The 26440-nt window shown below is 52.0% G+C and carries 27 protein-coding genes; 11 read left to right on the plus strand and 16 right to left on the minus strand.

The window, feature by feature from the left end:
- The first annotated feature begins 180 nt into the window (after nucleotides 1–180).
- Nucleotides 181–1047: a glutathione-dependent disulfide-bond oxidoreductase gene (yghU, locus tag OGX90_RS19715; RefSeq protein WP_186412984.1), complete on the plus strand. Its 867-nt coding sequence runs from the start codon at nucleotides 181–183 to the stop codon at nucleotides 1045–1047.
- Between the two features lie 94 nt (nucleotides 1048–1141).
- Here yghU and hybG read toward each other — a convergent pair whose 3' ends face one another.
- From hybG to yghX, 11 genes are all read right to left on the minus strand, one after another.
- Nucleotides 1142–1390 carry a hydrogenase maturation factor HybG gene (gene hybG / locus OGX90_RS19720; protein WP_003024459.1) on the minus strand — a complete coding sequence of 83 codons (249 nt, stop codon included), beginning with the start codon at nucleotides 1388–1390 and terminating at the stop codon, nucleotides 1142–1144.
- Between the two features lie 30 nt (nucleotides 1391–1420).
- Nucleotides 1421–1762 carry a hydrogenase maturation nickel metallochaperone HypA gene (gene hypA / locus OGX90_RS19725; RefSeq protein WP_003828349.1) on the minus strand — a complete coding sequence of 114 codons (342 nt, stop codon included), beginning with the start codon at nucleotides 1760–1762 and terminating at the stop codon, nucleotides 1421–1423.
- The gene (gene hybE / locus OGX90_RS19730) at nucleotides 1755–2243 is read right to left on the minus strand and encodes a hydrogenase-2 assembly chaperone (protein WP_234692379.1); all 489 of its coding nucleotides are present in this window, start codon (nucleotides 2241–2243) and stop codon (nucleotides 1755–1757) included. Before hybE ends, hypA begins: the two co-directional genes overlap by 8 nt.
- Entirely contained in the window at nucleotides 2236–2730 is a 495-nt protein-coding gene (locus OGX90_RS19735; protein WP_032944999.1) for a HyaD/HybD family hydrogenase maturation endopeptidase, read from the minus strand. Before OGX90_RS19735 ends, hybE begins: the two co-directional genes overlap by 8 nt.
- On the minus strand, nucleotides 2730–4433 hold the full coding sequence (gene hybC, locus OGX90_RS19740; RefSeq protein ID WP_003828353.1) for a hydrogenase 2 large subunit: 1704 nt from the start codon (nucleotides 4431–4433) through the stop codon (nucleotides 2730–2732). The genes OGX90_RS19735 and hybC overlap by 1 nt, the downstream gene beginning before the upstream one ends.
- Nucleotides 4430–5608 (minus strand): Ni/Fe-hydrogenase cytochrome b subunit, encoded by a 1179-nt coding sequence (gene hybB / locus OGX90_RS19745; protein WP_003828354.1) that lies wholly within the window; start codon nucleotides 5606–5608, stop codon nucleotides 4430–4432. Before hybB ends, hybC begins: the two co-directional genes overlap by 4 nt.
- Entirely contained in the window at nucleotides 5598–6584 is a 987-nt protein-coding gene (hybA, locus tag OGX90_RS19750; protein WP_003828357.1) for a hydrogenase 2 operon protein HybA, read from the minus strand. Before hybA ends, hybB begins: the two co-directional genes overlap by 11 nt.
- Nucleotides 6585–6586: 2 nt before the next feature.
- The gene (gene hybO / locus OGX90_RS19755; RefSeq protein WP_003024486.1) at nucleotides 6587–7705 is read right to left on the minus strand and encodes a hydrogenase 2 small subunit; all 1119 of its coding nucleotides are present in this window, start codon (nucleotides 7703–7705) and stop codon (nucleotides 6587–6589) included.
- A gap of 188 nt (nucleotides 7706–7893) precedes the next feature.
- Nucleotides 7894–8181 (minus strand): DUF2623 family protein, encoded by a 288-nt coding sequence (locus OGX90_RS19760; protein WP_003024490.1) that lies wholly within the window; start codon nucleotides 8179–8181, stop codon nucleotides 7894–7896.
- Nucleotides 8182–8265: 84 nt separating this feature from the next.
- A complete protein-coding gene (locus OGX90_RS19765) occupies nucleotides 8266–9906 on the minus strand; it encodes a methyl-accepting chemotaxis protein (protein WP_008785806.1) in 1641 nt (546 codons plus the stop codon).
- Nucleotides 9907–10121: 215 nt separating this feature from the next.
- Nucleotides 10122–11009 (minus strand): YghX family hydrolase, encoded by an 888-nt coding sequence (gene yghX / locus OGX90_RS19770; protein WP_020996329.1) that lies wholly within the window; start codon nucleotides 11007–11009, stop codon nucleotides 10122–10124.
- A 155-nt stretch (nucleotides 11010–11164) separates the two neighbouring features.
- Between yghX and OGX90_RS19775 the strand changes: the two genes are divergently transcribed.
- A complete protein-coding gene (locus tag OGX90_RS19775; RefSeq protein ID WP_234692380.1) occupies nucleotides 11165–12205 on the plus strand; it encodes an aldo/keto reductase in 1041 nt (346 codons plus the stop codon).
- A gap of 68 nt (nucleotides 12206–12273) precedes the next feature.
- On the opposite strand, the gene OGX90_RS19780 is transcribed toward OGX90_RS19775, so the two are convergent.
- Entirely contained in the window at nucleotides 12274–12777 is a 504-nt protein-coding gene (locus tag OGX90_RS19780; RefSeq protein WP_008785809.1) for an ESA_00282 family adhesion-associated protein, read from the minus strand.
- Between the two features lie 103 nt (nucleotides 12778–12880).
- Between OGX90_RS19780 and OGX90_RS19785 the strand changes: the two genes are divergently transcribed.
- Both OGX90_RS19785 and OGX90_RS19790 read left to right on the plus strand, forming a co-directional pair.
- Nucleotides 12881–13285: a hypothetical protein gene (locus OGX90_RS19785; RefSeq protein WP_008785810.1), complete on the plus strand. Its 405-nt coding sequence runs from the start codon at nucleotides 12881–12883 to the stop codon at nucleotides 13283–13285.
- Nucleotide 13286: 1 nt separating this feature from the next.
- On the plus strand, nucleotides 13287–13694 hold the full coding sequence (locus tag OGX90_RS19790) for a hypothetical protein (RefSeq protein ID WP_008785811.1): 408 nt from the start codon (nucleotides 13287–13289) through the stop codon (nucleotides 13692–13694).
- 77 nt (nucleotides 13695–13771) lie between these two features.
- Here OGX90_RS19790 and exbD read toward each other — a convergent pair whose 3' ends face one another.
- Both exbD and exbB read right to left on the minus strand, forming a co-directional pair.
- Nucleotides 13772–14197 (minus strand): TonB system transport protein ExbD, encoded by a 426-nt coding sequence (gene exbD / locus OGX90_RS19795; protein WP_286624555.1) that lies wholly within the window; start codon nucleotides 14195–14197, stop codon nucleotides 13772–13774.
- 6 nt (nucleotides 14198–14203) lie between these two features.
- Nucleotides 14204–14938 carry a tol-pal system-associated acyl-CoA thioesterase gene (exbB, locus tag OGX90_RS19800; protein ID WP_003024507.1) on the minus strand — a complete coding sequence of 245 codons (735 nt, stop codon included), beginning with the start codon at nucleotides 14936–14938 and terminating at the stop codon, nucleotides 14204–14206.
- Nucleotides 14939–15188: 250 nt separating this feature from the next.
- Between exbB and metC the strand changes: the two genes are divergently transcribed.
- Nucleotides 15189–16376 (plus strand): cystathionine beta-lyase, encoded by a 1188-nt coding sequence (gene metC, locus OGX90_RS19805; protein WP_060683231.1) that lies wholly within the window; start codon nucleotides 15189–15191, stop codon nucleotides 16374–16376.
- A 131-nt stretch (nucleotides 16377–16507) separates the two neighbouring features.
- On the plus strand, nucleotides 16508–17167 hold the full coding sequence (gene yghB, locus OGX90_RS19810) for a DedA family general envelope maintenance protein YghB (protein ID WP_003024510.1): 660 nt from the start codon (nucleotides 16508–16510) through the stop codon (nucleotides 17165–17167).
- 70 nt (nucleotides 17168–17237) lie between these two features.
- On the opposite strand, the gene OGX90_RS19815 is transcribed toward yghB, so the two are convergent.
- Nucleotides 17238–18137 (minus strand): AraC family transcriptional regulator, encoded by a 900-nt coding sequence (locus tag OGX90_RS19815; protein WP_125362895.1) that lies wholly within the window; start codon nucleotides 18135–18137, stop codon nucleotides 17238–17240.
- A gap of 194 nt (nucleotides 18138–18331) precedes the next feature.
- On the opposite strand from OGX90_RS19815, the gene yqhD reads away from it, so the two are divergent.
- The 4 genes from yqhD (at nucleotide 18332) to OGX90_RS19835 (ending at nucleotide 22486) form a co-directional block, all read left to right on the plus strand.
- The gene (gene yqhD / locus OGX90_RS19820) at nucleotides 18332–19495 is read left to right on the plus strand and encodes an alcohol dehydrogenase (RefSeq protein WP_048215537.1); all 1164 of its coding nucleotides are present in this window, start codon (nucleotides 18332–18334) and stop codon (nucleotides 19493–19495) included.
- A gap of 224 nt (nucleotides 19496–19719) precedes the next feature.
- Entirely contained in the window at nucleotides 19720–20547 is an 828-nt protein-coding gene (dkgA, locus tag OGX90_RS19825) for a 2,5-didehydrogluconate reductase DkgA (RefSeq protein WP_008785816.1), read from the plus strand.
- A 188-nt stretch (nucleotides 20548–20735) separates the two neighbouring features.
- Nucleotides 20736–21986: an SLC13 family permease gene (locus OGX90_RS19830; protein WP_286624557.1), complete on the plus strand. Its 1251-nt coding sequence runs from the start codon at nucleotides 20736–20738 to the stop codon at nucleotides 21984–21986.
- A gap of 44 nt (nucleotides 21987–22030) precedes the next feature.
- Entirely contained in the window at nucleotides 22031–22486 is a 456-nt protein-coding gene (locus OGX90_RS19835) for an HIT family protein (RefSeq protein WP_008785817.1), read from the plus strand.
- 103 nt (nucleotides 22487–22589) lie between these two features.
- On the opposite strand, the gene OGX90_RS19840 is transcribed toward OGX90_RS19835, so the two are convergent.
- Nucleotides 22590–24761, minus strand: coding sequence for a YgiQ family radical SAM protein (locus OGX90_RS19840; RefSeq protein WP_286624559.1), 2172 nt, complete (start codon nucleotides 24759–24761; stop codon nucleotides 22590–22592).
- A 199-nt stretch (nucleotides 24762–24960) separates the two neighbouring features.
- Between OGX90_RS19840 and OGX90_RS19845 the strand changes: the two genes are divergently transcribed.
- A complete protein-coding gene (locus tag OGX90_RS19845) occupies nucleotides 24961–26436 on the plus strand; it encodes a TrkH family potassium uptake protein (protein ID WP_020996330.1) in 1476 nt (491 codons plus the stop codon).
- Nucleotides 26437–26440: the final 4 nt, after the last annotated feature.

The following is a 26440-nucleotide window of genomic DNA, read 5'->3' on the forward strand; positions in this document are numbered from 1 at the left end:
ACGGTAGCAATTTCCGTCCAACATTGATTTCCTCTTCATGGAGTACGGGCCAGGTACAATGAATGGGTTAGATTTATCTTCCCCTTTCAGCACAAAGCGACATAAAGTCCCAATCTGTTAAATTGAGTTCTACCTAACTGCTACACTGCATCAACACAACCACTCAGAAGGCAGGTCAATATGTCAGACAATACCTATCAGCCCGCGAAAGTCTGGACGTGGGAAAAATCGAACGGCGGCGCATTCGCCAATATCAACCGCCCGATTTCCGGCGCCACCCACGAGAAGACGCTGCCGGTTGGCAAGCATCCGCTACAGCTCTATTCGTTGGGGACGCCAAACGGGCAGAAAGTGACGATTATGCTGGAGGAGTTACTGGCGCAGGGTGTGAAGGGCGCGGAATATGATGCCTGGATTATCCGCATTGGCGATGGCGATCAGTTTTCCAGCGGCTTTGTTGAGGTGAATCCGAACTCGAAGATCCCGGCACTGCGCGACCACTCGCAAAACCCGCCGGTTCGCGTGTTCGAATCTGGCGCAATCCTGCTCTATCTGGCGGAAAAATACGGTTATTTCCTGCCGCAGGATTTGGCAAAACGTACTGAAACGCTGAACTGGTTGTTCTGGTTACAGGGTGCGGCGCCGTTCCTCGGCGGTGGTTTTGGTCACTTCTATAACTATGCGCCGGTAAAAATCGAGTACGCGATCAACCGCTTCACGATGGAAGCCAAACGCTTACTCGACGTACTGGACAAGCAGTTAGCACAGAATCAGTTTGTGGCAGGAGATGAATACACCATTGCCGATATGGCGGTTTGGCCGTGGTTTGGCAATGTGGTGCTGGGCAACGTGTACGACGCGGCAGAATTCCTTGACGCAGGAAGTTACAAGCACGTGCAGCGCTGGGCAAAAGAGGTTGCCGCGCGTCCGGCGGTTAAGCGAGGTCGTATTGTAAACCGCACTAACGGGCCGCTCAACGAGCAGCTTCATGAACGTCATGACACCAGCGACTTCGACACCAATACCGAAGATAAGCGCCAGGGTTAACGCAAGATGCCGGATGGCGGCATAAATGCCTTATCCGGCCTACATAGAAGGCGTAGGCCTGATAAGCGTAACGCCATCAGGCACTAACCGATTGTCACGCGCTGGTGACGTCGTACTCCATGCGGCGAAGTGCGTCTAACGTGGCTTTAGCTTCATCTTCATCAATGATGCTCATGGCGAACCCTACGTGCACCAGCACCCATTGCCCGACCAGCTCAGCGGTATCACCTTCACAAATCAGGGCAATATTGACATCACGTTTGATGCCGCACACTTCAACCTGCGCAAGCTGGTGAATATCTTCACCAACGGCCAGAACCTGACCAGGGACTCCAATACACATATCTGACTCCGCCCCATAGCAACCTATGGGTTATTCGACTTCAATACTTTTCACTTTCAGTGAATCGCCTGCATCAACCCGCAGACGATCGCCCTGACATAGTGGACACTGCGCATCATGCTGGGTGATTTCCACAACCTGACTGCAATCCCAGCACCATGCCTGGGCTGGTTTGTAATCAATATGCAACTCACACCCTTGCGCCAGCGTGCCCTGACAGACGATGTCGAAACTGAAACGGACGGCGCTCTCTTCAACGCACGAGAGCGCTCCGATTTCCAGCCAAACGCCGGTTACACGTTTGACACCGTGCTGCTCTGCCTGCTGTTGAACAATCTCAACCGCGCTCTGACAAAGGGACAGCTCATGCATTTTCGCAGTTCCGACGACCCAGCAGCAGCGCGCGGCGATTTAGCTGCGGCGCATTCGGATCGCTCACCGGCAGCGATAACAGCATGCGCGCGCAATCGTCAGTCAGACGCACACCTTCTTGCACCGACATACTGTGCGAAAGCGGCGACATCAGTGAACAGGAAAGGTATTGCGATACGCCATCCAGTTCACCAACGGTAAAGGTCATCTCGCCATACGGCAGACGCAGCCCGATTTTTTCGCTGACTTTACGCACCGGCCAGATCTGGTCCGGTCCGGGGAAAATCAGTGCGCTGAGCATCCAGGGTGTGATAACACACCCCGTCCACTGTCCTTCAAACAGCGTAAAATCAGAGACATATACCGGCATGTTCGGATGCAAGAAAGAGAGATCGTGCATCGAACGCCGGGCAACCTCTTCAAACGCTGCCTGAATCTGCGTCTTCGGGGCCGTCTGAAAACCGACAAACTCCTCAGACATGAGCCGCCTCCCGAGGGATCGCTTCAACGCCTGATTCGCGAAGCGCGGCAAGAACCTGCTCCAGCGCAGGTTCAATCATCGCTTCAACCGTTGGCGTTAGCCCGATATGCGGTTCCAGCGATTCCGGAATAACGCCGACTAAGGTCAGCTTTTTCGGAAACTCGCCGGTAAAACGCAGGGCCGACAATACGTCGGCCAGGCCAAGCTGGTGCGGTGAGATTTTGTTAGTAAACAGCGCCGGGATCTCTTCATCCCGCAGGACCATCATCGTTCCTGGCGTGTTTTTCTTCGACACAATGGCGTCAGCAATGATCAGATGATCTCTGTTCGCCATATCGCCGAGAAGCTCCATCCCAGCCGTACCACCGTCCAGAACATCAACAAAGTCTGGCAGGATGTACCGTTGCTCTAATGCCTCAACGATACGTACCCCGATGGCTTCGTCGGTCAGCAAAATATTGCCGACCCCTAAGACTAATATCCGCATTACAGAACCTTAACTGAGACCACTTCGTTCCCGTCAACGTCCACCACATGCACCGCACATGACATACAAGGGTCGAAGGAGTGAATGGTACGAACCACTTCCAGCGGTTTGTTTGGATCGGCAATCGGCGTACCTACCAGCGAGCGCTCATACGGTCCCACTTCATCATTAAAGTTACGTGGGCCAGAGTTCCAGGTTGACGGTACAACCGCCTGGTAGTTGCTGATAATGCCGTCTTTAATCACCATCCAGTGAGACAGCATACCGCGTGGCGCTTCGAGGAAACCAACACCTTTGAATTCGCCTGTTGCCGGAATATCCGGTTTCACGAAGGTGGTGTGGTCGCCTTTACCGATGTTCACAATCAGCGCATTGTACTGATCCTGCAGAACGTTCTGCAGTTCACAGCAGTGAACGGTACGGCCAATAATACGGCCCAGCGTAGAGTGCAACTGCGACACTTCGATAGTTTTACCGGTCAGCTTGGTGTAAATCGCGATGATTTCATTCAGCTTGGCATGGGTAGACTCGCGTTTGGCCGCCAGTTTACACAGCATGTTGGCCAGCGGACCCACTTCAACCGTTTTACCGTAGAAGGTCGGTGCTTTAACCCAGGAGTATTTGCCGTCATCTGACCAACCGGTGTAATCAGGAACCGTTGTGCCTTCCCACGGAGCCTGCGGCGCTTCATCTTTGTACCACGCGTGTTTCGCACTCTCCTGAATCCCTTTGATCAGGTACTCATCGGAGTGAGAGGTGATCGGACGATAGGTCGACAGATCAGCATCGGTGATATAACCGCCCGGGAACAGGAAGCTGCCGTTTTTACCGTCTGTCGGGAATTCCGGCGCACTCAGATAGTTAACCGCACCCTGACCACGTTCCAGCCACTCAGGATAGAACGCAGCAATAACCGCGGTATCAACCTTGTACACCTGCTCAACGAAGTCGCTCAGCTTATCGATGAAGGACTTGATGTACATCAGGCGTTCAAGGTTCAGCACACCGAGGCCGTCAAGGTTAATTGGGTTAGCAACCCCACCTACCGCCAGGTTCTGGATGTGCGGCGTTTTACCGCCCAACAGTGCCACAACGCGGTTGGCATCACGCTGGCATTCCAGCGCTTGCAGGTAGTGTGCGACCGCAATCAGGTTCACTTCCGGCGGCAGCTGCATTGCCGGGTGACCCCAGCAACCGTTAGCAAAAATGCCTAACTGACCGCTGGCAACAAGATCTTTGATCTTGTTCTGAACCTTGGTGAACTCTTCTGCGCTGTTCAGGTGCCAGGAGGACACGCCGTTCAGCATGGCAGACGCTTTCGCTGGGTCAGCTTTCAGAGCAGAGGTGATATCCACCCAGTCCAGCGCAGACAGCTGATAGAAGTGAACAATGTGGTCATGCGTGGTGTGCGCGGCCAGAATGATGTTACGGATATACTGTGCGTTCACCGGAACATCAATATTCAGCGCACTTTCTGCTGCACGAACGGAAGAGATAGCGTGAGTGGTCGTACAAACGCCACAGATACGCTGCACAATCATCCAGGCATCGCGCGGATCGCGGTTTTTCACGATCTCTTCCATGCCGCGCCACATGGTACCGGAAGCCCATGCTTTAGATACCACGCCATTTTCGATTTCGCAGTCGATGCGTAAATGACCCTCAATACGGGTTACCGGATCAATAGTAATTCTCTGGCTCATGCTTTGCTCGCCTCATGACGATTTTGATCGTTTTGTTTTAAAGGAGGAAGTATCGGCAGTAGACGAATGAGTACGATGTATGCACAAATCTCAATAGCCACAAAACCAATAGAAATCAACAGCTCTTCCCAGGTTGGGAAGTAGTGGTAGCCACCACCAGGATTGAACGCCACCAGCGAATAGGACAGACGCCATGTTGCACAACCCAGCAATGCGCTCAGCGCAGACAGATACAGCATGCGCGAGTCATTACGCAGCTTAGTGACGCGCAGCACCACCAGCGGGAAGACCATCAGCACGACTTCAAGCCAGAACATCAGGGAGTAAAGATCGCCTGAGAACGCATAGGACAGCTTGTCGCGATAGATCAGTTCGCCAAAGCGCAGGACGACGAAAATAGCCAGCAGCACGCTGATGGTATTCGTCAGCTTGATGAACAAACTTTTCTCGTCCGGACCGTTACCTTTCAGACCGGCTTGTACCAACGAGCCTTCAAAGATGACGATCGAGAAGCCCATAATAAAGGCGGTTAATACCGAGAAAAGCGGCAGCATTTCATAAGCTTGCCATAGCGGATGCACCTTATAACCCGCAGAAATCATCAATGAACCCATTGAAGACTGGTGCATGGTTGGCAGCAGCGCGCCGAGGGCAATAATAAAGAACATCACTTTATTCAAACGTTTGAGGGAAACTTTCCACCCCAAGCGTTCAAACAGAGCCGGAGCAAATTCCAGCGCCATGATGCCGATATAGATGGTCATACAGACCGCCGTTTCGAACAGTACCGAGTTCACGTTGAAGTGGCCCGGAATGTAGAAATACGGCAGGTTCCAGTAACGACCGACGTCAATGGTGATCGACAGACCACCCAACGAGTAGCCAAACAGGCTCGCCAGCAGCGCCGGACGAACCAACGGATGGTATTGTCCTCTGTTGAAAACGTACACCGCCCACGCCAGCGCCCAACCGCCGCACGCGAAGCCAGTACCAATCAACAGGTCAAACGCGATCCATACCCCCCATGGGAAACCGCCGTTCAGATCGGAGACTGAGCCCAGTCCGAAGACCAGACGTTTCACGATCAGGAGCATACACAGGACGATAAGCGGCCCAAAAATAATGACCGGTTTGCTGATTATTTTTCCGCCCAGCGGTTTAGGATCATGACTCATGATCGTCTCCTCCATCGTGATGGTCGTTTTTCGTGTTACGACGAACCAGCACGGTTAAGCCCGCCAGCGCAGCCAGGGGTAATATCATGCCCTTGTACAGGGAATGTTGAACATGTTCGGAACGCGCACCAGTTGAAAGATCATCCAGCTTCGGCAGATCCAAATCCTCGTAAGGAACACCCGTCAGTACCATAACCTGCGTACCACCACCTTCTTTCTCACCGTACAGGTGCGGGTAGTACTTCGGTACCGTATGCAGATAGGTATCGCCTGCTTTCACCGTCTGACGCGGATAGTGGTATTCGCTACCAGGCTTCAGCGCGAGACGTTTTTTCGCCTCAGCCATCAGCTCTTCACGCGTACCAAAAATCACCGCACCGGCTGGGCACACTTCAACACAACCCGGTAAACCACCTTTGTCCAGACGCTCAACGCCTTTCTGGTTACACAGTTCACATTTGTGAAGTGCACCAAACGGGTTGTTGTAGTCGTACTTAGGCACGTTGTACGGGCAGGCGACCATGCAGTAACGACAGCCCGTGCAGACATCTTTGTCATAATGGACGATGCCGGTTTTCGGATCTTTTTTCAGCGCGGAGACCGGGCAAACGGAAACGCAGTTCGGATCAACACAGTGCATGCACTGTTTCTTGATGTATGCGTAGCCATTTTCTTCCTGGTCTTTGTTAACGCCTGTTCCGCTACGCCACACCTGAATGATGTTATTGGTATACGGCGACAGTTTGTCGTTGTTCGACCAGGTTTGCTCGCCTTCCGGGTTACGCGCCGGGAAGTTGATATCCTGACACTTGGTGACACAGGCCTGGCAGCCTACGCACAGCGTCGAGTCATAGAGCATCCCAAGAGAACCTGGGATCGGCGGACGGTTTTCTGCAGCCGCATGGCTGATGGACGGCGCTGCGCCCAACAGCAATGCCCCGCTGGAGGCTGCTTTAATAAAGTTACGTCTGTTCACGGTTATTCTCCCCGTGAGTCAGCGTTATCTTTCTTCTGCTGACGCCCCAGTTCACGAACCGCCATCACGCTGACACCGGCAACCAGTCCTACTACGCCACCCAGCAGTCCAATCGCTCCGGCAGAAACATTGCCGCCTTCTTTCATGTTGACGTCAGGTTTCTCGGAACGCGGCGTTTGGTTTTCCACGTGAGCAAGCTGGTGAATACCTTTATGGAAGCCGACGCCTTCTTCGTTACAGCCGTAGCAAGGGTGACCGATAGCCACCGGCCACACGCCGCCCACATCGCAGAATTGCAGCGTTGAGCAGTTGCCGTAGGTTTCTGGTCCTTTACAGCCCAGATGGTAGAGGCACCAACCTTCGCGGTGGCCTTCATCACCAAACTCTTTAGCAAAACGACCAGCATCGAAGTGCGGGCGACGTTCGCAGTGTTCGTGAATCAAACGGCCATAGGCGAATGTCGGACGGTTTTTGGTATCCAGCTTCGGCGGCTTACCATAAGTGATGATATGCGCGACCGTTGCGAGGAAGTTATGCGGGTTCGGCGGACAGCCGGGAATGTTGATGATGGTTTTGCCTGGCAGAACTTCTTGCAGGCCGACGGCACCCGTTGGGTTAACGCCAGCGGCAGCAACACCACCCCATGCGGCGCAAGAGCCGATGGCAATGATAGCGGCTGCGCCTTCTGCGGCCCGGCGGATGTGATCCACGATCGGCTCGCCGGCAACCATGCAGTAAATGCCATTATCTTTCAGTGGGATAGAACCATCTACTACCAGAACATATTGCCCTTTGTACTTCTCCAGAGCGTTATGTTTGTTCTCTTCGACCTGATGGCCGAAGGCGGCAGAGAGCACCTCATGGTATTCCAGAGAGATTGTCTCCAGAACGAGGTTTTCCACTGTAGGGTGTGTCGCGCGAAGCAGCGATTCAGTACAACCCGTACACTCCTGAGCACCAATCCAGATAACCGGTGGGCGCTGAGGACGAGAAACTGATTCGGCCATTTCTGCGGCGGCTTTGCTACTGAGCCCCATGGTAGCGGCCAGTGCTGCACAAAGCTTCATGAAATCACGGCGATTAATGCCGCTCGAATTGATGAGAGAGTTATCTCCAGTCATTTTATAGTTATTCCGTTGCGAAGACCTGGCTTTTATTTTGCACCATTCGCATGTTGCATATTGCGATCGGCGCGCCATTACCACACTTTTTATATGGTTATGTGCATTATAATACTTCGGCGGAGCAACAAAACGAAGGCGTAGGTCAATAGTGTAATTAATTAAAGCAAGATAATACCCCTTTCGGATCAAGCTTCGAGTCGATAGCCAGCCATGAAAAACCGAATTGTTGTACTGGACTGGTTCTCTTTAAAGAAATCCATCACCATCTCTTTATCCAGCCCATAACGGCGCGTCAGGATCCCCGCTTCCCACGCGCTGAGCTGTCGATCGCCCGTTTTTTCAAACATTCGATGTGAAAATCCCAGCACAAAACCACGCTTATAATCCGCACAAAAATTCGCCACCGAGCGTGCACTGTCCGCACTTGAGGCGTTTAATCCGGCCATCAGGCCTTTACCAAAATGGTTGTCCATGCATAACCTCCAATCGCTATATAATAAATTATATAGCGATTTTTTAAGCAAAGACCAGAGGTATCACGAACTTTTTATAACGGCTTAAAAGGACACCCACTCATCCGTTTTAGCGGCCGCAGACGTTTTGCTGTCTGCTGAAGAGGAAGTGGTTTGGCTGGCTGCGTATTGCACATCATTAGCGGAAAGGCGGAACTGTTGCACCGAGCGTTGCAGCTCCTCTGTTTGTCGTTCCAGCGCCACTGCCGCGGCGGAAACTTGTTCTACCAATGCAGCGTTCTGTTGCGTTACGCTGTCCATCTGCGTGATCGCCACGCTCACCTGCGAGATACCCTTATTCTGTTCTTCCGAGGCAGAGGCAATTTGCTTCATGATGACAGTCACTTCGGTGGCGCCGCGCAGAATCGCCTCCATGGTTAATCCTGTTTCTTTAACCAGACGAGCGCCCTGATCAACACGACGCGATGACTCGCCAATCAGTGTCTCAATCTCTTTCGCCGCCCCGGCGCTGCGACTGGCAAGGTTACGTACTTCACCGGCGACGACGGCAAAACCGCGCCCCTGCTCGCCTGCCCTGGCTGCTTCAACCGCCGCGTTCAGCGCCAGAATGTTGGTCTGGAAAGCAATGCTATTAATAACTGACGTGATTTCCGCGATCTGTTTAGAGCTGGCGGCAATGCCGTCCATCGTCTCAACCACTTCTGAAACCAGCGTGCTCCCTTTGCCTGCCGTTTCTGTGGCCGTATCGGCAAGTTGGCTGGCTTCACGTGCATTTTCTGCGTTCAGTTTTACCGTTGCGGTCAGTTGCTCCATGCTGGCAGCGGTCTCTTCCAGTGCCGCAGCCTGCTCTTCAGTACGTGAGGAGAGATCGTTATTGCCGGTCGAAATTTCCGTCGCCCCTCGCCAGATGTTGTCACTACCTGAACGGATGGTACTGACGGCTTCACGCAGGCTATCCTGCATCGCGCACAATAACGGCACCAGTTGACCCACACAGTTACGACCAAAATCTTCGATGGGATGGCTGAGATCGCCCTGCGCAATCTGCTGGAACTGTTGGCGAATACGTCCCAGCGGTTTCACCATCATGGAAACAAGGTAGCGGTCGGTAAAGAAAAGGAGGGCAATCCCAAGAATAACGGCGGTGATAATTAGCGTCCGGATGATAGAGGTTTTGCCATCGACCATCACGCGGGTGGTATCGAGTCGCTCACCTGCCGTGGCGTTAAAACGCTCGGCACTGGCGCCAAATTCACGGCTCAACGCGGGTGTAATAGTGCTGGCATGCTCCGCAAAGGCCGTAAGCGTGCCCTGCTGCGCCAGTTGCATTTGCGGGATCACGCCGTTGTCCAGCAGCGCCTGCCACTTCGTCAGTACTGCGTTAGCGACGTCAGGATCCATTGGTCCCGGAGACAACGTTTTCATCTCCTGGAGTTTTTTGCTCATATTCTCCAGGGACTGTTGCGCTGGCGCAAAATCAGGCGTTCCGCCACTCATTTTGACATCCATGGCGCGACTTAAGCGCGTTACGAAGCGAAAGTACTGATCGTTACCCTGACTGAGAACCGTCATCTGATGGACAAGATGACGGTCAATATCATTGCCTTCAGATATTTTTGATAACGAATGAAGACTGAATAAACCCACGCCCGACCAGAGCAGGCAAAAAAGTCCCAGTATTGCCAACATGACAATACGAATAGTGAAGTTTTTCAGCAAACGCATAATAATTTCCTTGCCGTTGATGAGGAATTCGCCATCAGGCGATACTTATCCTTGTTATCGGCAGGCAGTAGAGAAGATATAATGCGTTCTTTATTTTTTTACTTTCTTAAGTACATCCACTATCTCTCCACACTATATCAATATGAATGCTAATGAAATTAGGTAGCATTATTATTCAGGTAATTAGTTATAAGCATTAAATAATCTATTGTTTTCTATCGCAAATATTTGTTAAACCACGCAAGAGTACGTTCCCAGGCTAAATCAGCGGCAGCTTTATCATAACGGGGGGTCGAATCGTTGTGAAAGCCATGATTAACACCGGGATAGATATAGGCTTCATAGACTTTCTTATTGGCCTTAAGCGCCGCTTCATAGGCAGGCCATCCCTCATTAATACGTGTGTCTAATTGCGCATAGTGCAGTAATAAAGGCGCGTTTATTTTAGGGACATCTGATGCAGGAACCTGCCGCCCATAAAAAGGCACCGCGCAGGCCAGTTCAGGGAAAGCCACAGCAGCGGCATTCGACACACCACCACCGTAGCAAAATCCGGTAATACCTACCTTTCCCGTCGTCCCTGAATAATGTTGCATAAATTCAATGGCGGCAAAAAAATCATTCATCAACTTTACGGGATCAACCTGCTGCTGCAATTCCCGACCTTTATCATCATTGCCAGGATATCCTCCTACCGAACTTAATCCATCCGGTGCAAGTGCCATAAAGCCCGCCTTCGCCACCCGTCTCGCCACATCTTCAATATACGGATTCAGCCCACGATTCTCATGCACTACCACCACCGCCGGAACTTTCCCTGTCACCTTCGCAGGTTTAACTAAATACCCCCGCACATCACCATGCCCTTCAGGCGAAGGATAGGTAATATATTCCGCCAAAATATCGGGATCGGTAAATTCTACCTGCGTTGCGAGGGCATAGTTGGGTTTCAATAAATTGAATAAAGCCAACGCCGTCATGCCACCCACTGCATATTTCGCTGCCAGATTGAGAAACTCGCGTTTCGTTATTTTGCCATGCGCGTAATAGTCATAGTAGTCGAGCAGTTCTTGCGGAAAATCTTTGGCAGTCAAACGCGGCATCGTCGCACTCCTGATTGGTGTTTTTTTAAGCAAAGCACAGTGACCTGTTTTTGCCCAGTTTTTCATCTCAGTGTGACCTGGTGAACGGGATATTCACCGTGAACCCGCTAGAATAGAAACGTTGTTTCGAAATTCACCTGCACTAAGGAGATCTCATGGCCTGGTTTGCCAATCCTGAACGTTACGAGCAGATGCTCTATCGCTACTGTGGGCGCAGCGGTTTGCGTTTACCCGCGCTATCGCTGGGTTTATGGCACAGTTTTGGGCACGTTCAGGCGCTGGATTCACAGCGCGCCCTGTTGCGTAAAGCATTTGATTTAGGCATCACGCATTTTGATTTAGCCAATAACTATGGGCCGCCACCAGGCAGCGCAGAAGAGAATTTTGGCCGATTACTGCGCGAGGATTTTGCACACTATCGCGATGAACTGATTATCTCCACCAAGGCAGGCTATGACATGTGGCCTGGGCCATACGGTTCTGGCGGTTCGCGCAAATACCTGCTCGCCAGCCTCGACCAGAGTCTGAAACGCATGGGTCTCGACTATGTCGATATCTTCTACTCTCACCGCGTTGACGAAAATACGCCAATGGAAGAGACCGCCTCGGCGCTGGCCCACGCCGTGCAAAGCGGTAAAGCGCTGTATGTCGGCATTTCATCCTATTCTCCGGAACGTACGCAGAAAATGGCCGAGTTGATGCGGGAATGGAAAATTCCATTGCTGATCCATCAGCCGTCTTACAACCTGCTTAACCGCTGGGTAGACAGCAGCGGCCTGCTGGATACGCTGGAATCCAACGGCATAGGCTGCATCGCATTTACGCCGCTGGCTCAGGGACTGCTGACGGGGAAATACCTTAACGGTATTCCGGAAGGTTCACGCATGCAGCGTGAAGGGAAAAAGGTTCGTGGATTAACGGAAAACATGCTGACGGAAGAAAACCTTACCAGCCTGCGCTTGCTTAATGAGATGGCGCAACAGCGTGGACAGTCGATGGCACAAATGGCCTTAAGCTGGCTGCTAAAAGACAACAGGGTAACGTCGGTATTGATTGGCGCCAGTCGACCGGAGCAACTGGAAGAAAACGTTCAGGCGCTGGCGAATCTGACGTTCAGCGCCGAAGAACTGGCGCAGATCGATAGGCACGTCGCGGACGGTAAGCTGAACCTGTGGCAGGCCTCATCTGACAAATAGCCGTAGGTAATCCCGTGCCGGGTAGCAACGTTGTTCTTCCCGGCACGTAATACGGGCCAGCCAGCTCCTCACACCTCTTCTGCTTTGATTTCTGGGCGCTGATATTCCGGCCACACCAGCGCGACAAGTGCAGGATAGGCTTCCAGGCTGAACTCCCTGAAGCACTGACGTAAGTTAAGCACGTCCAAATCGGCATGCGGGACTTTCTCGCCACTCAGACAGCGTTTTTTAATATTGTCGTAATATTTATACACCGCAGAGTTGAGATCGCTGCAACGCCGCTGTGCATCAAATAGCCCTGGCGTCTCATTCAGCTCCACCATTGTCATCCGTTTGATCGTCGAGTGGATAAAATCGATATATTCGTGATTGACACGCCAATACCAAACCGGAGTAATCGAATTCATCAGTACCGAGAAATGATCTTCACCCTCTTCTTTACTCAGTATTTCCGGCTGGTTTTCAGCGTATCCATTTTCTGCATTACGGTTTTTATTTGCACTGCGCATCAACAAAAGTACCCCGCAGGTCAGCAATAGCAGGGTAATAACAGAATAAAATATACTGTTCATATACTGGCTCCATTTTTTTGATTTTAAAATTACGCCATGCTATTGTCAACGCGGCATGGTTTATTTAAAACAACATATCATTGGCATCAAAGGATATTTCAACATGCTTCCCGAGCATCTTGTTCCCTCGCGTTTTCACTTATCCAGCTCACCTGACAATACCACCTCCACAGATAATAGTGAAAATTTGACTCAGGGGAAGATAACATTAAGCGATTACGAATCCGATATTTTGATTAGCTCTGCTGCTACCGGCCAGTCACGAAATATGCTATTTGAAGAGTGCGACCGTCATTTAAAAGAGCGTCTATTTCGTGCAGCAAAAATTGAATCATTCTCTCGCCTGCTCAATTCACTACAGGCAGAAGGCGACATTAATGCACAAGAATTAAGTAAAATTTTGACTCAAAAAACAGCCATCATAAATGAACAGGGCAACAAAATTTGGCTTAATTTAATTACCCGTGAAACCAGCGACCCTATTTTTTATTCTCTGGAAGAGAAATAAAATGAAAGATGTTGAGGATAATAATGTTTATTTGGCTTTAGATAACCATAAAAGCGATGAGTTTGTCTTAAAGCAAAATTTAGCCGTGTTGATTGCCAATAAAAACGCGACACTGGAAAGCGTTGCTCAGGAGATAGTCTCTATTCCCGCTGCACTGGTGCGGATGAAATGGCAAAATCGCCGTGAAATTTACTCGCTACAGGCTAAAGAAGAGATCTACGGTGCCGCGATCGAAGCCATTATGGAGCAGCAACCAGAACTGCGGGACAAAATCATGGCCCGACTGGAAAGCACCTACCAGCATATACTCGCGCGGGAAACGGCCACCTTACGCCTGACGCGAAAGCTGTCTGAAGGGAACTACGAACCCACCAGGATAACCACGGTCGCGTTAGATGAGAACAGATAAGAACAAGTGTGCGAGGGAGTTGAATCAGGAGAGACACGCCGGGTAAGGCGGCAACCATTACCCGGCAATGAGGAAGATTACTTCGCTTTCACTGTCTCTTCGCCAACCAGACCAATCTTCAGGAAGCCCGCCTGATGCAGCGTATCCATCACCTTCATCATGGTCTCATAATCAACGGTTTTATCTGCCCGGAAGAAAATCGTGGTGTCTTTCTTCCCGTCAGTTAACGCATTTAGCTCGTTAATCATGGTTTCATCCGTCACCTGATTGTTGCCAATAAACATACTCTTATCGGCTTTAACTGACAGGTAAACCGGTTTTTCCGGACGCGGCTGCGGCGTGCTAGTGGAGGCAGGGAGATTCACCTTCACATCTACGGTTGCCAACGGCGCGGCAACCATAAAGATGATCAATAAAACCAACATAACGTCGATAAACGGCGTCACGTTGATTTCATGCTTTTCACCGTTATCGTCCAGGTTTTCATTAAAGCTCATTGCCATGGAACATTATCCTACACGTAATTTCTGCGCTGCACGTACCGGATGCGCGGATGCGCTTGCATTCAGGTCCAGATCGCGACTTTGCAGCAACAGCACCTGTGCCGCGACGTCGCCCAGCATCGCTTTATAGCTGCCAATCTGTCGTGCGAAAATGTTGTAGATAACAACCGCTGGAATTGCTGCGACCAGACCGATTGCGGTCGCTAACAGCGCTTCTGCGATACCCGGCGCAACAACGGCGAGGTTGGTCGTTTGGGTTTGTGCAATCCCGATGAAGCTATTCATGATGCCCCATACGGTACCGAACAGACCGACGAATGGAGAGATAGCCCCGATGGTGGCCAGGTATCCGTTACCGCGGCCCATATGACGACCTACCGCCGCCACACGACGCTCCAGACGGAAGCCGGTACGCTCTTTAATGCCTTCGTTATCGTCGCTGCCTTCTGACAGTTCCAGCTCGTTCTGCGCTTCATTAATCAACTGTGCGCCCAGGCTTTTGCCATCGAATCCTGCGGCAATTTCACTTGCCTGATCTAAAGAGCGGGCTTCCGCCAGCAGTTGCTGTTCACGCTTAAGGCGGCGTTTCTGAGTAAAGAACTCAAGGCTCTTACTAAAGAAGATAGCCCAGGTGACCACTGACGCCAAAATCAGCCCAATCATCACGCACTTAACCACGATATCGGCGTGCTGATACATACCCCAGACGGAAAGATCCGTCTGCATCAAATTATTACCCACTCTGTATCTCCAGGACGCAAATCACAAAATCTGAGCGTAATCATATCAAAACGACGTCGAATTGATAGTCGTTCTCATTACTATTTACATATTGCCGCACCTTTGGTTTCTTTTCCTTGCGCTTACGCAGTAAAAAAGTCACCAGAAGCATTTTGAGATTATTTTCTACTGTATGACCGTTCTGCAGGATGCGTCATCTTTGATTCATGGTAGTTTAGACATCCAGACGTATAAAAATAGGTAAGACAACATGGCAGATAAGCAACTTGAAACCAAACTCGTTCACGCAGGGCGCAGTAAAAAGTACACGCTGGGCTCGGTAAATAGCGTGATCCAGCGCGCTTCTTCGCTGGTTTTTGACACCGTAGAGGCTAAAAAACAGGCCACGCACAACCGGGCGAACGGTGCGCTTTTCTATGGGCGTCGCGGAACCCTGACGCATTTCTCTCTTCAGGAAGCAATGTGCGAACTGGAAGGTGGTGCGGGTTGCGCGCTGTTCCCCTGCGGTGCGGCGGCCGTTGCCAACACCATCCTTGCCTTTGTGGAGCAAGGGGATCATGTGCTGATGACCAACACAGCCTATGAACCCAGTCAGGATTTCTGTACCAAAATTCTCGGCAAGCTCGGCGTGTCCACCGGCTGGTTCGATCCGCTGGTTGGCGCCGATATCGTTAAGCACATACAGCCGAACACGAAAGTCGTATTTCTGGAATCTCCCGGCTCTGTCACTATGGAAGTGCATGATGTTCCAGCTATTGTTGCCGCCGTCAGAAGCGTCGCGCCGGATGCAATCATCATGATTGATAACACCTGGGCTGCCGGGGTGCTGTTCAAAGCGTTGGATTTTGGCATTGATATCTCTATTCAGGCAGGCACCAAATATCTGATTGGTCATTCTGACGGCATGGTCGGCACGGCGGTATCTAATGCCCGCTGCTGGGATCAACTGCGCGAAAATGCCTATCTGATGGGGCAAATGCTGGACGCCGATACCGCCTATATGACCAGCCGTGGACTGCGTACGCTGAGCGTTCGCCTGCGTCAGCACCATGAAAGCAGCTTAAAGGTCGCCGAGTGGCTGGCCAGCCATCCGCAGGTCGCCCGCGTGAACCACCCGGCACTGCCCGGCAGTAAAGGCCATGAATTCTGGAAGCGTGATTTCGCCGGCAGCAGCGGCCTGTTCTCCTTTGTATTGAATAAGAAGCTCAATAATGAGGAGCTTGCTGCGTATCTGGATCACTTCAGCCTGTTCAGTATGGCCTACTCCTGGGGCGGTTTTGAGTCGCTGATTCTCGCCAACCAGCCGGAACACATTGCGGCAATCCGTCCGCAAGGCGAGGTGGATTTCAGCGGAACGCTCATCCGTTTACATATCGGTTTAGAGAATGTTGACGATCTGATTGCCGATTTGGCCGCAGGATTTGCCCGAATCGAGTAAAATTGCCACAGATGGACATATATGCAGACACTTCTGGTGGAAAAGTCTGCAATTGTTGCGTCCGGGATCAAGGCATCCCGGGCAATTCAGGAGTACAATCCACACATAAACGCTGTTCCACAGGAAAGTCCATGGTAGTCATTCAAGATATTGTCTCCGCGCTCTGGCAACACGATTTTGCCGCACTGGCGGATCCGCACGTTGTGAGCGTGGTGTACTTCGTCATGTTCGCCACGCTGTTTTTAGAAAATGGCCTGCTGCCCGCCTCCTTTTTACCCGGAGACAGCCTGTTATTACTGGCAGGAGCGCTGATCGCTCAGGACGTGATGAGTTTTTTACCTACCATAGCTATTCTGACGGCCGCAGCCAGTCTGGGCTGCTGGCTGAGTTATATTCAGGGACGCTGGCTAGGCAACACGCGCACGGTGAAAGGCTGGTTGGCGCAATTACCGGAAAAATACCATCAGCGCGCGACCTGCATGTTTGACCAACACGGTCTGATGGCGCTGCTGGCAGGGCGTTTCCTGGCGTTTGTTCGCACCTTGCTGCCAACGATGGCGGGCATTTCAGGGCTTCCTAACCGTCGGTTCCAGTTTTTTAACTGGCTGAGTGGCCTGCTGTGGGTCACCGTCGTCACCAGTTTCGGCTATGCGCTGAGCATGATCCCGTTCGTTAAACGCCATGAAGATCAGGTGATGACCTTTCTAATGATCCTGCCGATTGCCCTGTTAACCGCAGGATTGTTGGGAACATTGTTCGTGGTGATTAAAAAAAAATACTGTAGCGCCTGAGTATTATCCGTAGCCGGGGTAATTCCCGGCATTATGCCTGATGGCGCGCGGCTTTAAGGCCTACAAGAAATCAACTCCCCTGCATCATACGAATTCTTGCCGCATCTTCCCCCGGCGTTACACCAAAGAAACGTTTGAACTCCCGACTGAATTGCGATGCGCTCTCATAGCCGACGCGCATGGCAGCCGCACTGGCCTTCATCCCATCGTGAACCATCATCATCCGTGCTTTATGCAGGCGATAGCTCTTAAGATATTGCAGCGGCGACGTGCTGGTCACCGCTTTAAAATTATGATGAAACGCCGACACGCTCATGTTCGCCTCTGCCGCCAGCTGTTCTACATTGAGGTTTTCGGTGTACTTGGTTTCAATCCGCTTCAGTACCCGGCTTATCAAACTGAAATGCGTCTGGCGACTGACCAGCGCAAGTAACGCGCCGCCGCGCGGTCCGGTCAGCACATGGTAGAGGATCTCGCGAATAATCTGTTTCCCCAGGATGCGCGCATCCAGCGGTCGCTCCATCACATCCAGCAGGCGCTCAGCAGCGCAGAGAATTTCGTCAGAGAGCGTTGCAGAGTTAATCCCGCTGGCCGCCATGGCGGGCTGGAACAGCTCGTCTTCCCCAATGTCCATCAACAGCTCCTGCAATTGCAGGATATCGACATTCAGATAAATACCGGCCAGAGGAACCTCCGGCGTCGCATAGGTTTCACATTCAAAGGGTAAAGGTACGGTTAGCAGCAGGTATTCGTTGGCGTCATAGCGAAATACGCGCTCATTGATGTAACCAATTTTATGTCCCGAAAAGAGAAATATGATGCCTGGCTGATACATGACCGGTGTACGCGCCGCCGGCTCCGTACCGTGTAGCAGGCGGACATCTGGCAGCAGTTCGTTAAGTCTATTTTCATTGCTTTTCAGCTGCTTAATTTTATCTGTCAGCAGAAGACAGATCTCATCACGGTTCATGGGGCACCATTTCATCATCGGTTTTCGACCCTGACATAATGCGCAGATTTATCCGTTTTCTCCAGCAGTCTGTAGAAATGGGCAAGACATCGACAGAAATGAGCATTGAGAGCAGCGCGGCGGGCGACCACAATGTTCATCATCCGGCAGACACTCACCTGCACTCTTTTATTACCCACCAAAGGGAACGAGCAATGAACAACTTTAATCTCCATACCCCAACACGTATTTTGTTTGGTAAAGGCGCGATTGCTGAGCTGCGCGATCAAATTCCTCAGGACGCTCGCGTACTGGTTACCTATGGCGGCGGCAGCGTGAAAAAAACTGGCGTCCTGGCACAGGTTCAGGACGCGCTGAAAGGCCTGGATGTGCTGGAGTTTGGCGGTATCGAGCCAAACCCGTCTTATGAAACGCTGATGAACGCAGTAAAAATCGTGCGTGATGAGAAAGTGACGTTTCTGCTGGCGGTAGGTGGCGGTTCAGTGCTGGACGGCACCAAATTCATCGCGGCAGCGGCACAGTACGCTGATGGCATCGATCCATGGCGCATTCTGGAAACCCACGGCAACGACGTAACAAGCGCCATCCCGATGGGCTCCGTATTAACCCTGCCTGCAACCGGCTCTGAATCTAACTCCGGCGCGGTAATTTCGCGTAAAACCACCGGCGATAAACTGGCCTTTATGACCCCGTTCGTGCAGCCAGTGTTTGCCGTACTGGATCCGGTTTACACCTACACCCTGCCGCCGCGTCAGGTTGCAAACGGCGTTGTGGATGCTTTTGTTCATACCGTGGAACAGTATGTGACTTATCCGGTAGACGGGAAAATTCAGGATCGCTTTGCCGAAGGCATTCTGCTCACGCTGGTAGAAGAAGGTCCGAAAGCCTTGCAGGAGCCGGAAAACTACAACGTGCGTGCGAACGTCATGTGGGCGGCAACCCAGGCGCTGAACGGCCTGATTGGCGCAGGCGTACCGCAGGACTGGGCAACGCATATGCTGGGCCATGAACTGACCGCAATGCACGGTCTGGATCATGCTCAAACGCTGGCCATCGTTCTGCCAGCGCTGTGGAATGAAAAACGTGATACCAAGCGTGCCAAACTGCTGCAATACGCAGAGCGTATCTGGAATATCACCGAAGGTTCCGACGACCAGCGCATCGACGCTGCCATTGCCGCTACCCGTGCTTTCTTCGAACAAATGGGCGTACCCACTCGCCTGTCTGACTATGGCCTGGACGGTAGCTCCATCCCGGCATTGCTGGAAAAACTGGAAGCACACGGGGGTACGCAACTGGGCGAACATCAGGATATTACGCTTGAAGTCAGCCGTCGGATTTACGAAGCTGCCCGCTAAGGTTTTTTAACCTCCGCCTTTCGTTTTTGGGTATTTATACCAGGCTTAAGTCACACCTAACTCACCGGGGCTTGCTCCGGTGAACTCAATTTACACCCAATCATTCATGATGCATCGAGGCGGCAATTAAGTGAATCCCCGGGAGCGTACATAAGTACGTGACCGGGGTAAACGCAAGCAGCCAACAAAGAGGCAGCCTGAAGGATTAAGTGTGGGGGGGAATTATGACCGGTCCAACCATTATCAAGCTACAGGATGGTAACGTCATGCCACAACTGGGCCTGGGGGTCTGGAAGGCAAGCAACGAAGAAGTCATCACCGCCATTCATAAAGCGCTGGAAGTAGGGTATCGCTCAATTGATACCGCTGCGGCGTACAAAAACGAAGAAGGTGTCGGCAAAGCAATACGCGATGCTGGCGTACCACGGGACGAGTTATTCATCACCACCAAGCTGTGGAATGATGACCAAAAACGCCCCCGGGAAGCCTTGCTCGAAAGCATGGAAAAACTCCAACTTGATTACCTCGATCTATACCTGATGCACTGGCCGGTTCCGGCGATCGACCACTACGTTGAAGCGTGGGAAAACATGATCGACCTGCAAAAAGAAGGGCTGATTAAGAGCATCGGCGTGTGCAACTTTCAGATCAATCATCTCCAGCGGTTGATGGATGAAACCGGCGTACCTCCGGTGATTAACCAGATCGAACTTCATCCGCTTATGCAACAGCGCCAACTGCACGCCTGGAACGCAACGCATAAAATCCAGACCGAATCCTGGAGCCCGCTGGCGCAGGGCGGCAAAGACGTCTTTGATCAAAAGATCATCCGTGACCTCGCTGAGAAATATGGCAAATCACCGGCGCAGATTGTCATCCGCTGGCACCTAGATAGCGGGCTGGTGGTGATTCCAAAATCGGTCACCCCTGCGCGTATCGCAGAAAACTTTAACGTCTGGGACTTCCGCCTGGATAAAGACGAATTAGGCGAAATCGCGAAACTCGATCAGGGCAAACGTCTGGGGCCAGACCCGGATCAGTTCGGCGGTTAACCCCTTCCCTCCAGCCCGACACTCTCGTCGGGCCTTTACTGATTTGAAATATCAGGAAACAATTCACACACATATATTGATGTATTTCTTGCAGTCGCTGGAGCAGCATTACGCAATATAACCTGTTAATTATTAAATAAATATATTTATTTGATGAATACATTCACCATATCCATAGGTGCGTAAACGTGACTGAGAAAAAAAGTAGCGGAGTCAAATGGCTCCCATTAATTCTTATAATATTCATTTCTGCCGGACTGTGGCAGCTTACTCCACCTTCCGGGCTAAGTGCGCCAGCCTGGCATTCGGCAATCATTTTCGTCGCGACTATTGCCTCTATCGTGGCAAAAGTTTTACCCATCGGCGCGGTCGGCATTATTGGGATTACGGTTTTTGCACTCGCCTATGCCGCCGGGGATAAAACCGCCAGCGGCGCTATCACCACGGCACTGAGTGAGCTGAACAGTTCACTTATCTGGCTTATCGTCGTGGCTTTTATGATTGCCCGCGGGTTTATCAAAACCGGCCTCGGACGACGCATTGCGCTGCAGATGATCCGTCTGCTCGGCAAGCGCACGCTGGGACTCGCCTATGGTCTGGCCTTTGCCGATCTGATCCTCTCCCCGGCAATGCCGAGTAATACAGCACGCTGCGGCGGCGTCATCTATCCGATTGCTGACTCTCTGGCACGCAGTTTCCATTCGAACCCGGAAGATGAGTCCCGCAGTAAAATCGGTACCTTTCTTATCACCTGTATTGGCAACGTCAACGACGTCACCGCCGCGCTCTTTATGACCGGCTATACCGGCAACCTGTTGGCGGTGAAGCTGGCTACCGTCGGCGTACTGCTGGTGCTGTGGATTTTTGGCGATACGTTAGGCGTCGACGCCACCACTGCCTCGTTCGTGGGACTGTCCATTTTATTGCTAAGCGGCGTTCTGAGCTGGGAAGATGTGAAGAGCGAGAAAGGCGCATGGGACACACTGATTTGGTTTGCCGCGCTGTTGATGATGGCGAACCAACTGAAAAAACTGGGCTTCACCACCTGGTTTGGCAATCTGATCGGCGATAGCCTGAGCAGTACTATGCACGGTACCAGTTGGGTGATCGTCCTGCTGCTGCTGAACGCTGCCTACTTCTATACCCACTACTTTTTTGCCAGCGGTAATGCACAGATTGCCGCGCTGTACGCCGTTTTCCTTGGTGTCGGCCTGCATCTGAATATTCCAGCAGCCCCCACGGCATTAATGCTGGCCTTCACCAGCAGTTTGTACTGCTCGCTCACCCAGTACACCCATGCTCGCGGTCCAATCCTGTTTGGTGCCGGGTACGTTCCAACGGGCGTCTGGTGGCGTACAGGATTTATCATCAGCTTGTTTAACCAGGCGGTGTTTATCACCGTGGGTCTGATGTGGTGGAAGGTGTTGGGTCTGTACTAAACTGACTGCGTCCTGACGAATCACCTTACCTGCGGAGAAAAGGAATGACCTGTATTTTCTGTCAAATAGTTGAAGGTAAAGCACCCTGCCATAAGGTCTGGGAAGACGAGCATCATCTGGCTTTTCTGTCGATTTTCCCGAACACCGACGGTTTTACCGTGGTGATCCCGAAAAAGCATTATCCCAGCTATGCCTTCGATATGCCGCCGCAGGCACTGGCTGATCTGATGCTGGCGACCCAAAAAGTGGCTAAGAAACTGGATAAGGCTTTCCCGGATGTCAGTCGTACGGGGATGTTCTTCGAAGGTTTCGGCGTAGACCATGTGCACAGCAAATTAAGCCCCATGCATGGCACTGGCGATCTAACCCACTGGAAACCGATTGAAGCGCGGCAGAACAAATTTTTCGAGCAGTATGAAGGATATCTTTCTTCACACGATCATGAACGGGCGGATGATGCAAAACTGGCCGCATTAGCGGCCAGAATTCGTGAAGCATAAATACTGAGTCTCTCTGCCGGATGGCGGTTCAAGCACCTTATCCGGCCTACAAAATCGTGCTATTCGTAGACCTGATAAGCGTTTCACCACCGGGCAAGGCAGATTAGCGCCCTGCCACTTTCCCGCGTTTTTTGTTTGCGGCTGGCGTCTGGCGCTGATGCGCCACCGGTGTGTGCTTGGTCAATGCCGGGCGAGTATGACGGTTCTGGCGACGCGCTTCTCGCATCTCTTCCAGCGTAGGCGCCGGGACCAGACATTCGCGACGACCGCCGATCAGATGCTTTTTACCCATATCTTCCAGCGCCTGGCGGATTAACGGCCAGTTTGCTGGATCGTGGTAACGCAGCAGGGCTTTATGCAAACGACGCTGCTTATCACCTTTCGGCACCACCACATCTTCACTCTTATAACCAATTTTACCCAGCGGGTTTTTCCCGGTGTAATACATGGTTGTGGAGTTCGCCAACGGTGATGGATAGAAGTTCTGCACCTGATCCAGACGGAAACGACGTTGCTTCAACCACAACGCCAGATTCACCATATCTTCATCACGCGTACCCGGGTGCGCGGAAATAAAGTACGGGATCAGGTACTGCTCTTTACCCGCTTGTTTAGAGTAGGTATCGAACAATTCCTTAAAGCGATCGTAGCTGCCCATCCCCGGCTTCATCATCTTCGACAGCGGGCCTTCTTCGGTATGCTCTGGCGCAATCTTCAGATAGCCGCCAACGTGGTGGGTCGCCAGTTCTTTGATATAGCGCGGGTCTTCAACCGCGATGTCATAACGCACGCCCGAAGCGATGAGGATCTTTTTAATGCCTTTCAAATCACGCGCACGACGATAAAGGTTAATCGTCGGTTCGTGGTTGGTGTCCATATGCGGACAGATATCCGGGTAGACGCATGACAGACGACGGCAGGTCTGCTCCGCGCGCGGTGACTTACAGCGCAGCATATACATGTTCGCCGTTGGGCCGCCGAGGTCGGAAATCACGCCGGTAAAGCCTGGAACGGTGTCGCGAATGGCTTCGATTTCATTGATGATCGAGTCTTCAGAGCGGCTCTGGATGATGCGCCCTTCGTGCTCGGTGATCGAACAGAACGAACAGCCGCCAAAGCAACCACGCATAATGTTGATCGAGAAACGGATCATCTCATAGGCCGGAATGCGGCTGTCGCCATACGCCGGATGCGGCACGCGTTTGTACGGCAGCGCAAAAACGCTATCCATCTCTTCGGTAGAGAGCGGAATGGCTGGCGGGTTGATCCAGATGTAGCGATCGCCATGCTTTTGCATCAGCGCACGCGCGCAGCCTGGGTTGGTTTCGTGGTGCAGGATACGCGACGCATGCGCATACAGCACTTTATCGCCCTTCACTTTTTCGAAGGACGGCAGCAGCACGTAGGTTTTTTCCCACGGTTTCGGGCGCGGCGGCTGTACGGTTACCGCTTTCGCTTCCTGCTTTTTCGGTGCGACCGGCTTGTTGTCAGCACACGGCAGATCTTCACCATACGGATGCGGGATCGGGTCAATCTTACCCGGCGTGTCGAGGCGCGTGGAATCCACCCCACTCCAGCCCGGCAGCGCTTCTTTAACCATAATCGCAGTGTTACGCACGTCGCGGATCTGATCGATGGTTTCGCCCATCGCCAGACGATGCGCCACTTCCACCAGCGGACGTTCGCCGTTGCCGAACATCAGCATGTCGGCTTTGGAATCCACCAGAACAGAGCGACGAACGGTATCGGACCAGTAGTCATAGTTCGCGGTACGGCGCAGGCTGGCCTCAATACCACCGAGAATAACCGGCACATCTTTCCATGCTTCTTTACAGCGCTGGGTATAGACCAGCGTGGCGCGGTCCGGACGTTTGCCCGCAACGTTGTCCGGTGTGTAGGCATCGTCATGGCGCAGTCGGCGATCGGCAGTGTAACGGTTGATCATCGAGTCCATGTTGCCTGCGGTCACACCAAAGAACAGGTTCGGTTTACCCAAACGCATAAAATCGTCTTTGTTGTTCCACTCCGGCTGGGCGATAATCCCTACGCGAAAGCCCTGCGCTTCCAGCATACGTCCGCAAATTGCCATGCCAAAGCTGGGATGATCGACGTATGCATCGCCGGTAACCAGAATGATGTCGCAGCTATCCCAGCCAAGTTGGTCCATTTCGTCGCGTGACATCGGCAAAAACGGTGCCGGGCCAAAACAGGCAGCCCAGTACTGCGGCCAGGAGAAAAGGTCTCTGTCCGGCTGGATCAGGGATATTGCGCTCATAATGCTTCCAAAAATGGTAAAAAAATAATCAAAGGCCGAGGATTATACGCTGTATGTCGGCAAGAAATGAAGTGGAGTCTGAACCAGACCAGTAGAAAGTTATATAAATTGTTAAATTTTACGACGATCATTTTTATCAATCATAATTAACACCATGCCAGCCAGCTGAGATAACTCTTTTTCGGCGGGGGATTTTTCATTGCGACTCAACGATTCACTGCATATTTCCCAGTTACGGGTTGTTGTTCACCTGTGCGGATTTCTGGTTCTTCTCTACAGCTTTTCTATGCTGCCACCGATGCTCATCGCTTTGTTAAACAAAGAGCGGAGCTTGTTCGCCTTTTTCAGCACGTTTATGACTTTCTTCACCCTCGGCGGCGGGGCGTGGTTGGCAACCAAACATGCGGGGATTCAACTGCGCACCCGGGATGGTTTCGTCATTATCGTCCTGTTCTGGCTGTTGTTTTCGTTTATCAGCGCGATGCCGATGTGGATGGACGATGGCTTAAACCTCTCTTTTGCGGATGCCCTGTTTGAAGGAGTTTCTGGGATTACCACTACAGGCGCAACGGTGATTGATGACGTCAGCGCCTTGCCGAAGTCGTATCTGTACTATCGGGCTCAGCTCAATTTTATTGGCGGTCTGGGTGTTATCGTCCTCGCCGTGGCGGTATTGCCTCTGCTGGGTATTGGTGGCATGAAGCTGTATCAGTCTGAAATGCCGGGCCCTTTTAAAGAAGAACGCCTCACGCCAAGACTTGCTGATACTGCACGCACGCTGTGGATGACCTATGTCATTCTGGGTCTTATTTGTACTCTGGCCTACTGGGCTGCCGGGATGTCGTTTTTCGACGCCTTATGCCACGGGCTGTCGACGGTCTCTCTCGGCGGATTTTCCACTCGCAGCGAGAGCATCGGCTTTTATAACAGCCATGCCATTGAGCTTGTCGCCGGGATATTTTCACTGCTGTCTGCATTTAACTTCACCCTCTGGTACGTTGCTATCGTGAAACGTACCTTCAAACCCTTTCGTCGTAATGCCGAATTGCGTTTCTTTTTGCTTATTGCGTTGGTGGTCACTCTGATCGCCACCTGGCAAGTTTGGCGGGCAGGCATGTACGGATTAACGGACAGCCTGGTGCATGCTTTTTTTCTGGCCAGTTCGATGCTGACAGATAATGGCCTGTCGACGGCGGATTACGCGCAGTGGCCTTCGCACACGATCTTCATGCTGCTCAGCGCCAGTTTCTTCGGCGGTTGTGTGGGTTCGACCTGCGGGGGGATTAAGGTGCTACGCTTTTTGATTATGTTCAAGCAGTGCCGTCAGGAGTTACACCAGCTCGCGCATCCCCGTGCCCTGCTGAATATCAAAGTGGGCAATAGCGTGGTAAGCGACCGGGTGGTGCGTTCGGTATGGAGCTTTTTCTTTCTCTACGTTTTGTTCACCAGCTTTTTTATCTGGGCGCTCAATCTGATGGGCTACGATCTCTTCTCCTCTTTCGCCACCGTCGCCGCCTGCATCAACAATATGGGGCTGGGATTTGGCGTCACCGCCACGACATTTGGCACCTTAAACGAGGAAGCAAAGCTACTGATGTGCGCGGCCATGATCATGGGGCGTCTGGAGATTTACCCCATTCTGATCCTGTTCTCGCGCATGTTCTGGCGGGCGTAACGAA

It is taken from the genome of Citrobacter sp. Cpo012 (genome assembly GCF_030333015.1).
GTDB classification, from domain to species: Bacteria; Pseudomonadota; Gammaproteobacteria; order Enterobacterales; family Enterobacteriaceae; genus Citrobacter; species Citrobacter portucalensis.

What these genes read in the sequence shown, in the direction of transcription:
- yghB (WP_003024510.1), top strand. Translation starts at nt 16,508, where the DNA reads ATGGTAGTCATTCAAGATATTGTCTCCGCGCTCTGGCAACACGATTTT.
- yghX (WP_020996329.1), bottom strand. Translation starts at nt 11,009, where the DNA reads ATGCCGCGTTTGACTGCCAAAGATTTTCCGCAAGAACTGCTCGACTAC.
- yqhD (WP_048215537.1), top strand. Translation starts at nt 18,332, where the DNA reads ATGAACAACTTTAATCTCCATACCCCAACACGTATTTTGTTTGGTAAA.
- hybE (WP_234692379.1), bottom strand. Translation starts at nt 2,243, where the DNA reads ATGTCTGAGGAGTTTGTCGGTTTTCAGACGGCCCCGAAGACGCAGATT.
- hybO (WP_003024486.1), bottom strand. Translation starts at nt 7,705, where the DNA reads ATGACTGGAGATAACTCTCTCATCAATTCGAGCGGCATTAATCGCCGT.
- hybC (WP_003828353.1), bottom strand. Translation starts at nt 4,433, where the DNA reads ATGAGCCAGAGAATTACTATTGATCCGGTAACCCGTATTGAGGGTCAT.
- hybB (WP_003828354.1), bottom strand. Translation starts at nt 5,608, where the DNA reads ATGAGTCATGATCCTAAACCGCTGGGCGGAAAAATAATCAGCAAACCG.
- OGX90_RS19815 (WP_125362895.1), bottom strand. Translation starts at nt 18,137, where the DNA reads ATGAACCGTGATGAGATCTGTCTTCTGCTGACAGATAAAATTAAGCAG.
- metC (WP_060683231.1), top strand. Translation starts at nt 15,189, where the DNA reads ATGGCAGATAAGCAACTTGAAACCAAACTCGTTCACGCAGGGCGCAGT.
- OGX90_RS19785 (WP_008785810.1), top strand. Translation starts at nt 12,881, where the DNA reads ATGCTTCCCGAGCATCTTGTTCCCTCGCGTTTTCACTTATCCAGCTCA.
- OGX90_RS19765 (WP_008785806.1), bottom strand. Translation starts at nt 9,906, where the DNA reads ATGCGTTTGCTGAAAAACTTCACTATTCGTATTGTCATGTTGGCAATA.
- OGX90_RS19790 (WP_008785811.1), top strand. Translation starts at nt 13,287, where the DNA reads ATGAAAGATGTTGAGGATAATAATGTTTATTTGGCTTTAGATAACCAT.
- hybG (WP_003024459.1), bottom strand. Translation starts at nt 1,390, where the DNA reads ATGTGTATTGGAGTCCCTGGTCAGGTTCTGGCCGTTGGTGAAGATATT.
- OGX90_RS19840 (WP_286624559.1), bottom strand. Translation starts at nt 24,761, where the DNA reads ATGAGCGCAATATCCCTGATCCAGCCGGACAGAGACCTTTTCTCCTGG.
- OGX90_RS19735 (WP_032944999.1), bottom strand. Translation starts at nt 2,730, where the DNA reads ATGCGGATATTAGTCTTAGGGGTCGGCAATATTTTGCTGACCGACGAA.
- OGX90_RS19775 (WP_234692380.1), top strand. Translation starts at nt 11,165, where the DNA reads ATGGCCTGGTTTGCCAATCCTGAACGTTACGAGCAGATGCTCTATCGC.
- dkgA (WP_008785816.1), top strand. Translation starts at nt 19,720, where the DNA reads ATGACCGGTCCAACCATTATCAAGCTACAGGATGGTAACGTCATGCCA.
- OGX90_RS19780 (WP_008785809.1), bottom strand. Translation starts at nt 12,777, where the DNA reads ATGAACAGTATATTTTATTCTGTTATTACCCTGCTATTGCTGACCTGC.
- exbD (WP_286624555.1), bottom strand. Translation starts at nt 14,197, where the DNA reads ATGGCAATGAGCTTTAATGAAAACCTGGACGATAACGGTGAAAAGCAT.
- OGX90_RS19835 (WP_008785817.1), top strand. Translation starts at nt 22,031, where the DNA reads ATGACCTGTATTTTCTGTCAAATAGTTGAAGGTAAAGCACCCTGCCAT.
- OGX90_RS19760 (WP_003024490.1), bottom strand. Translation starts at nt 8,181, where the DNA reads ATGGACAACCATTTTGGTAAAGGCCTGATGGCCGGATTAAACGCCTCA.
- hypA (WP_003828349.1), bottom strand. Translation starts at nt 1,762, where the DNA reads ATGCATGAGCTGTCCCTTTGTCAGAGCGCGGTTGAGATTGTTCAACAG.
- yghU (WP_186412984.1), top strand. Translation starts at nt 181, where the DNA reads ATGTCAGACAATACCTATCAGCCCGCGAAAGTCTGGACGTGGGAAAAA.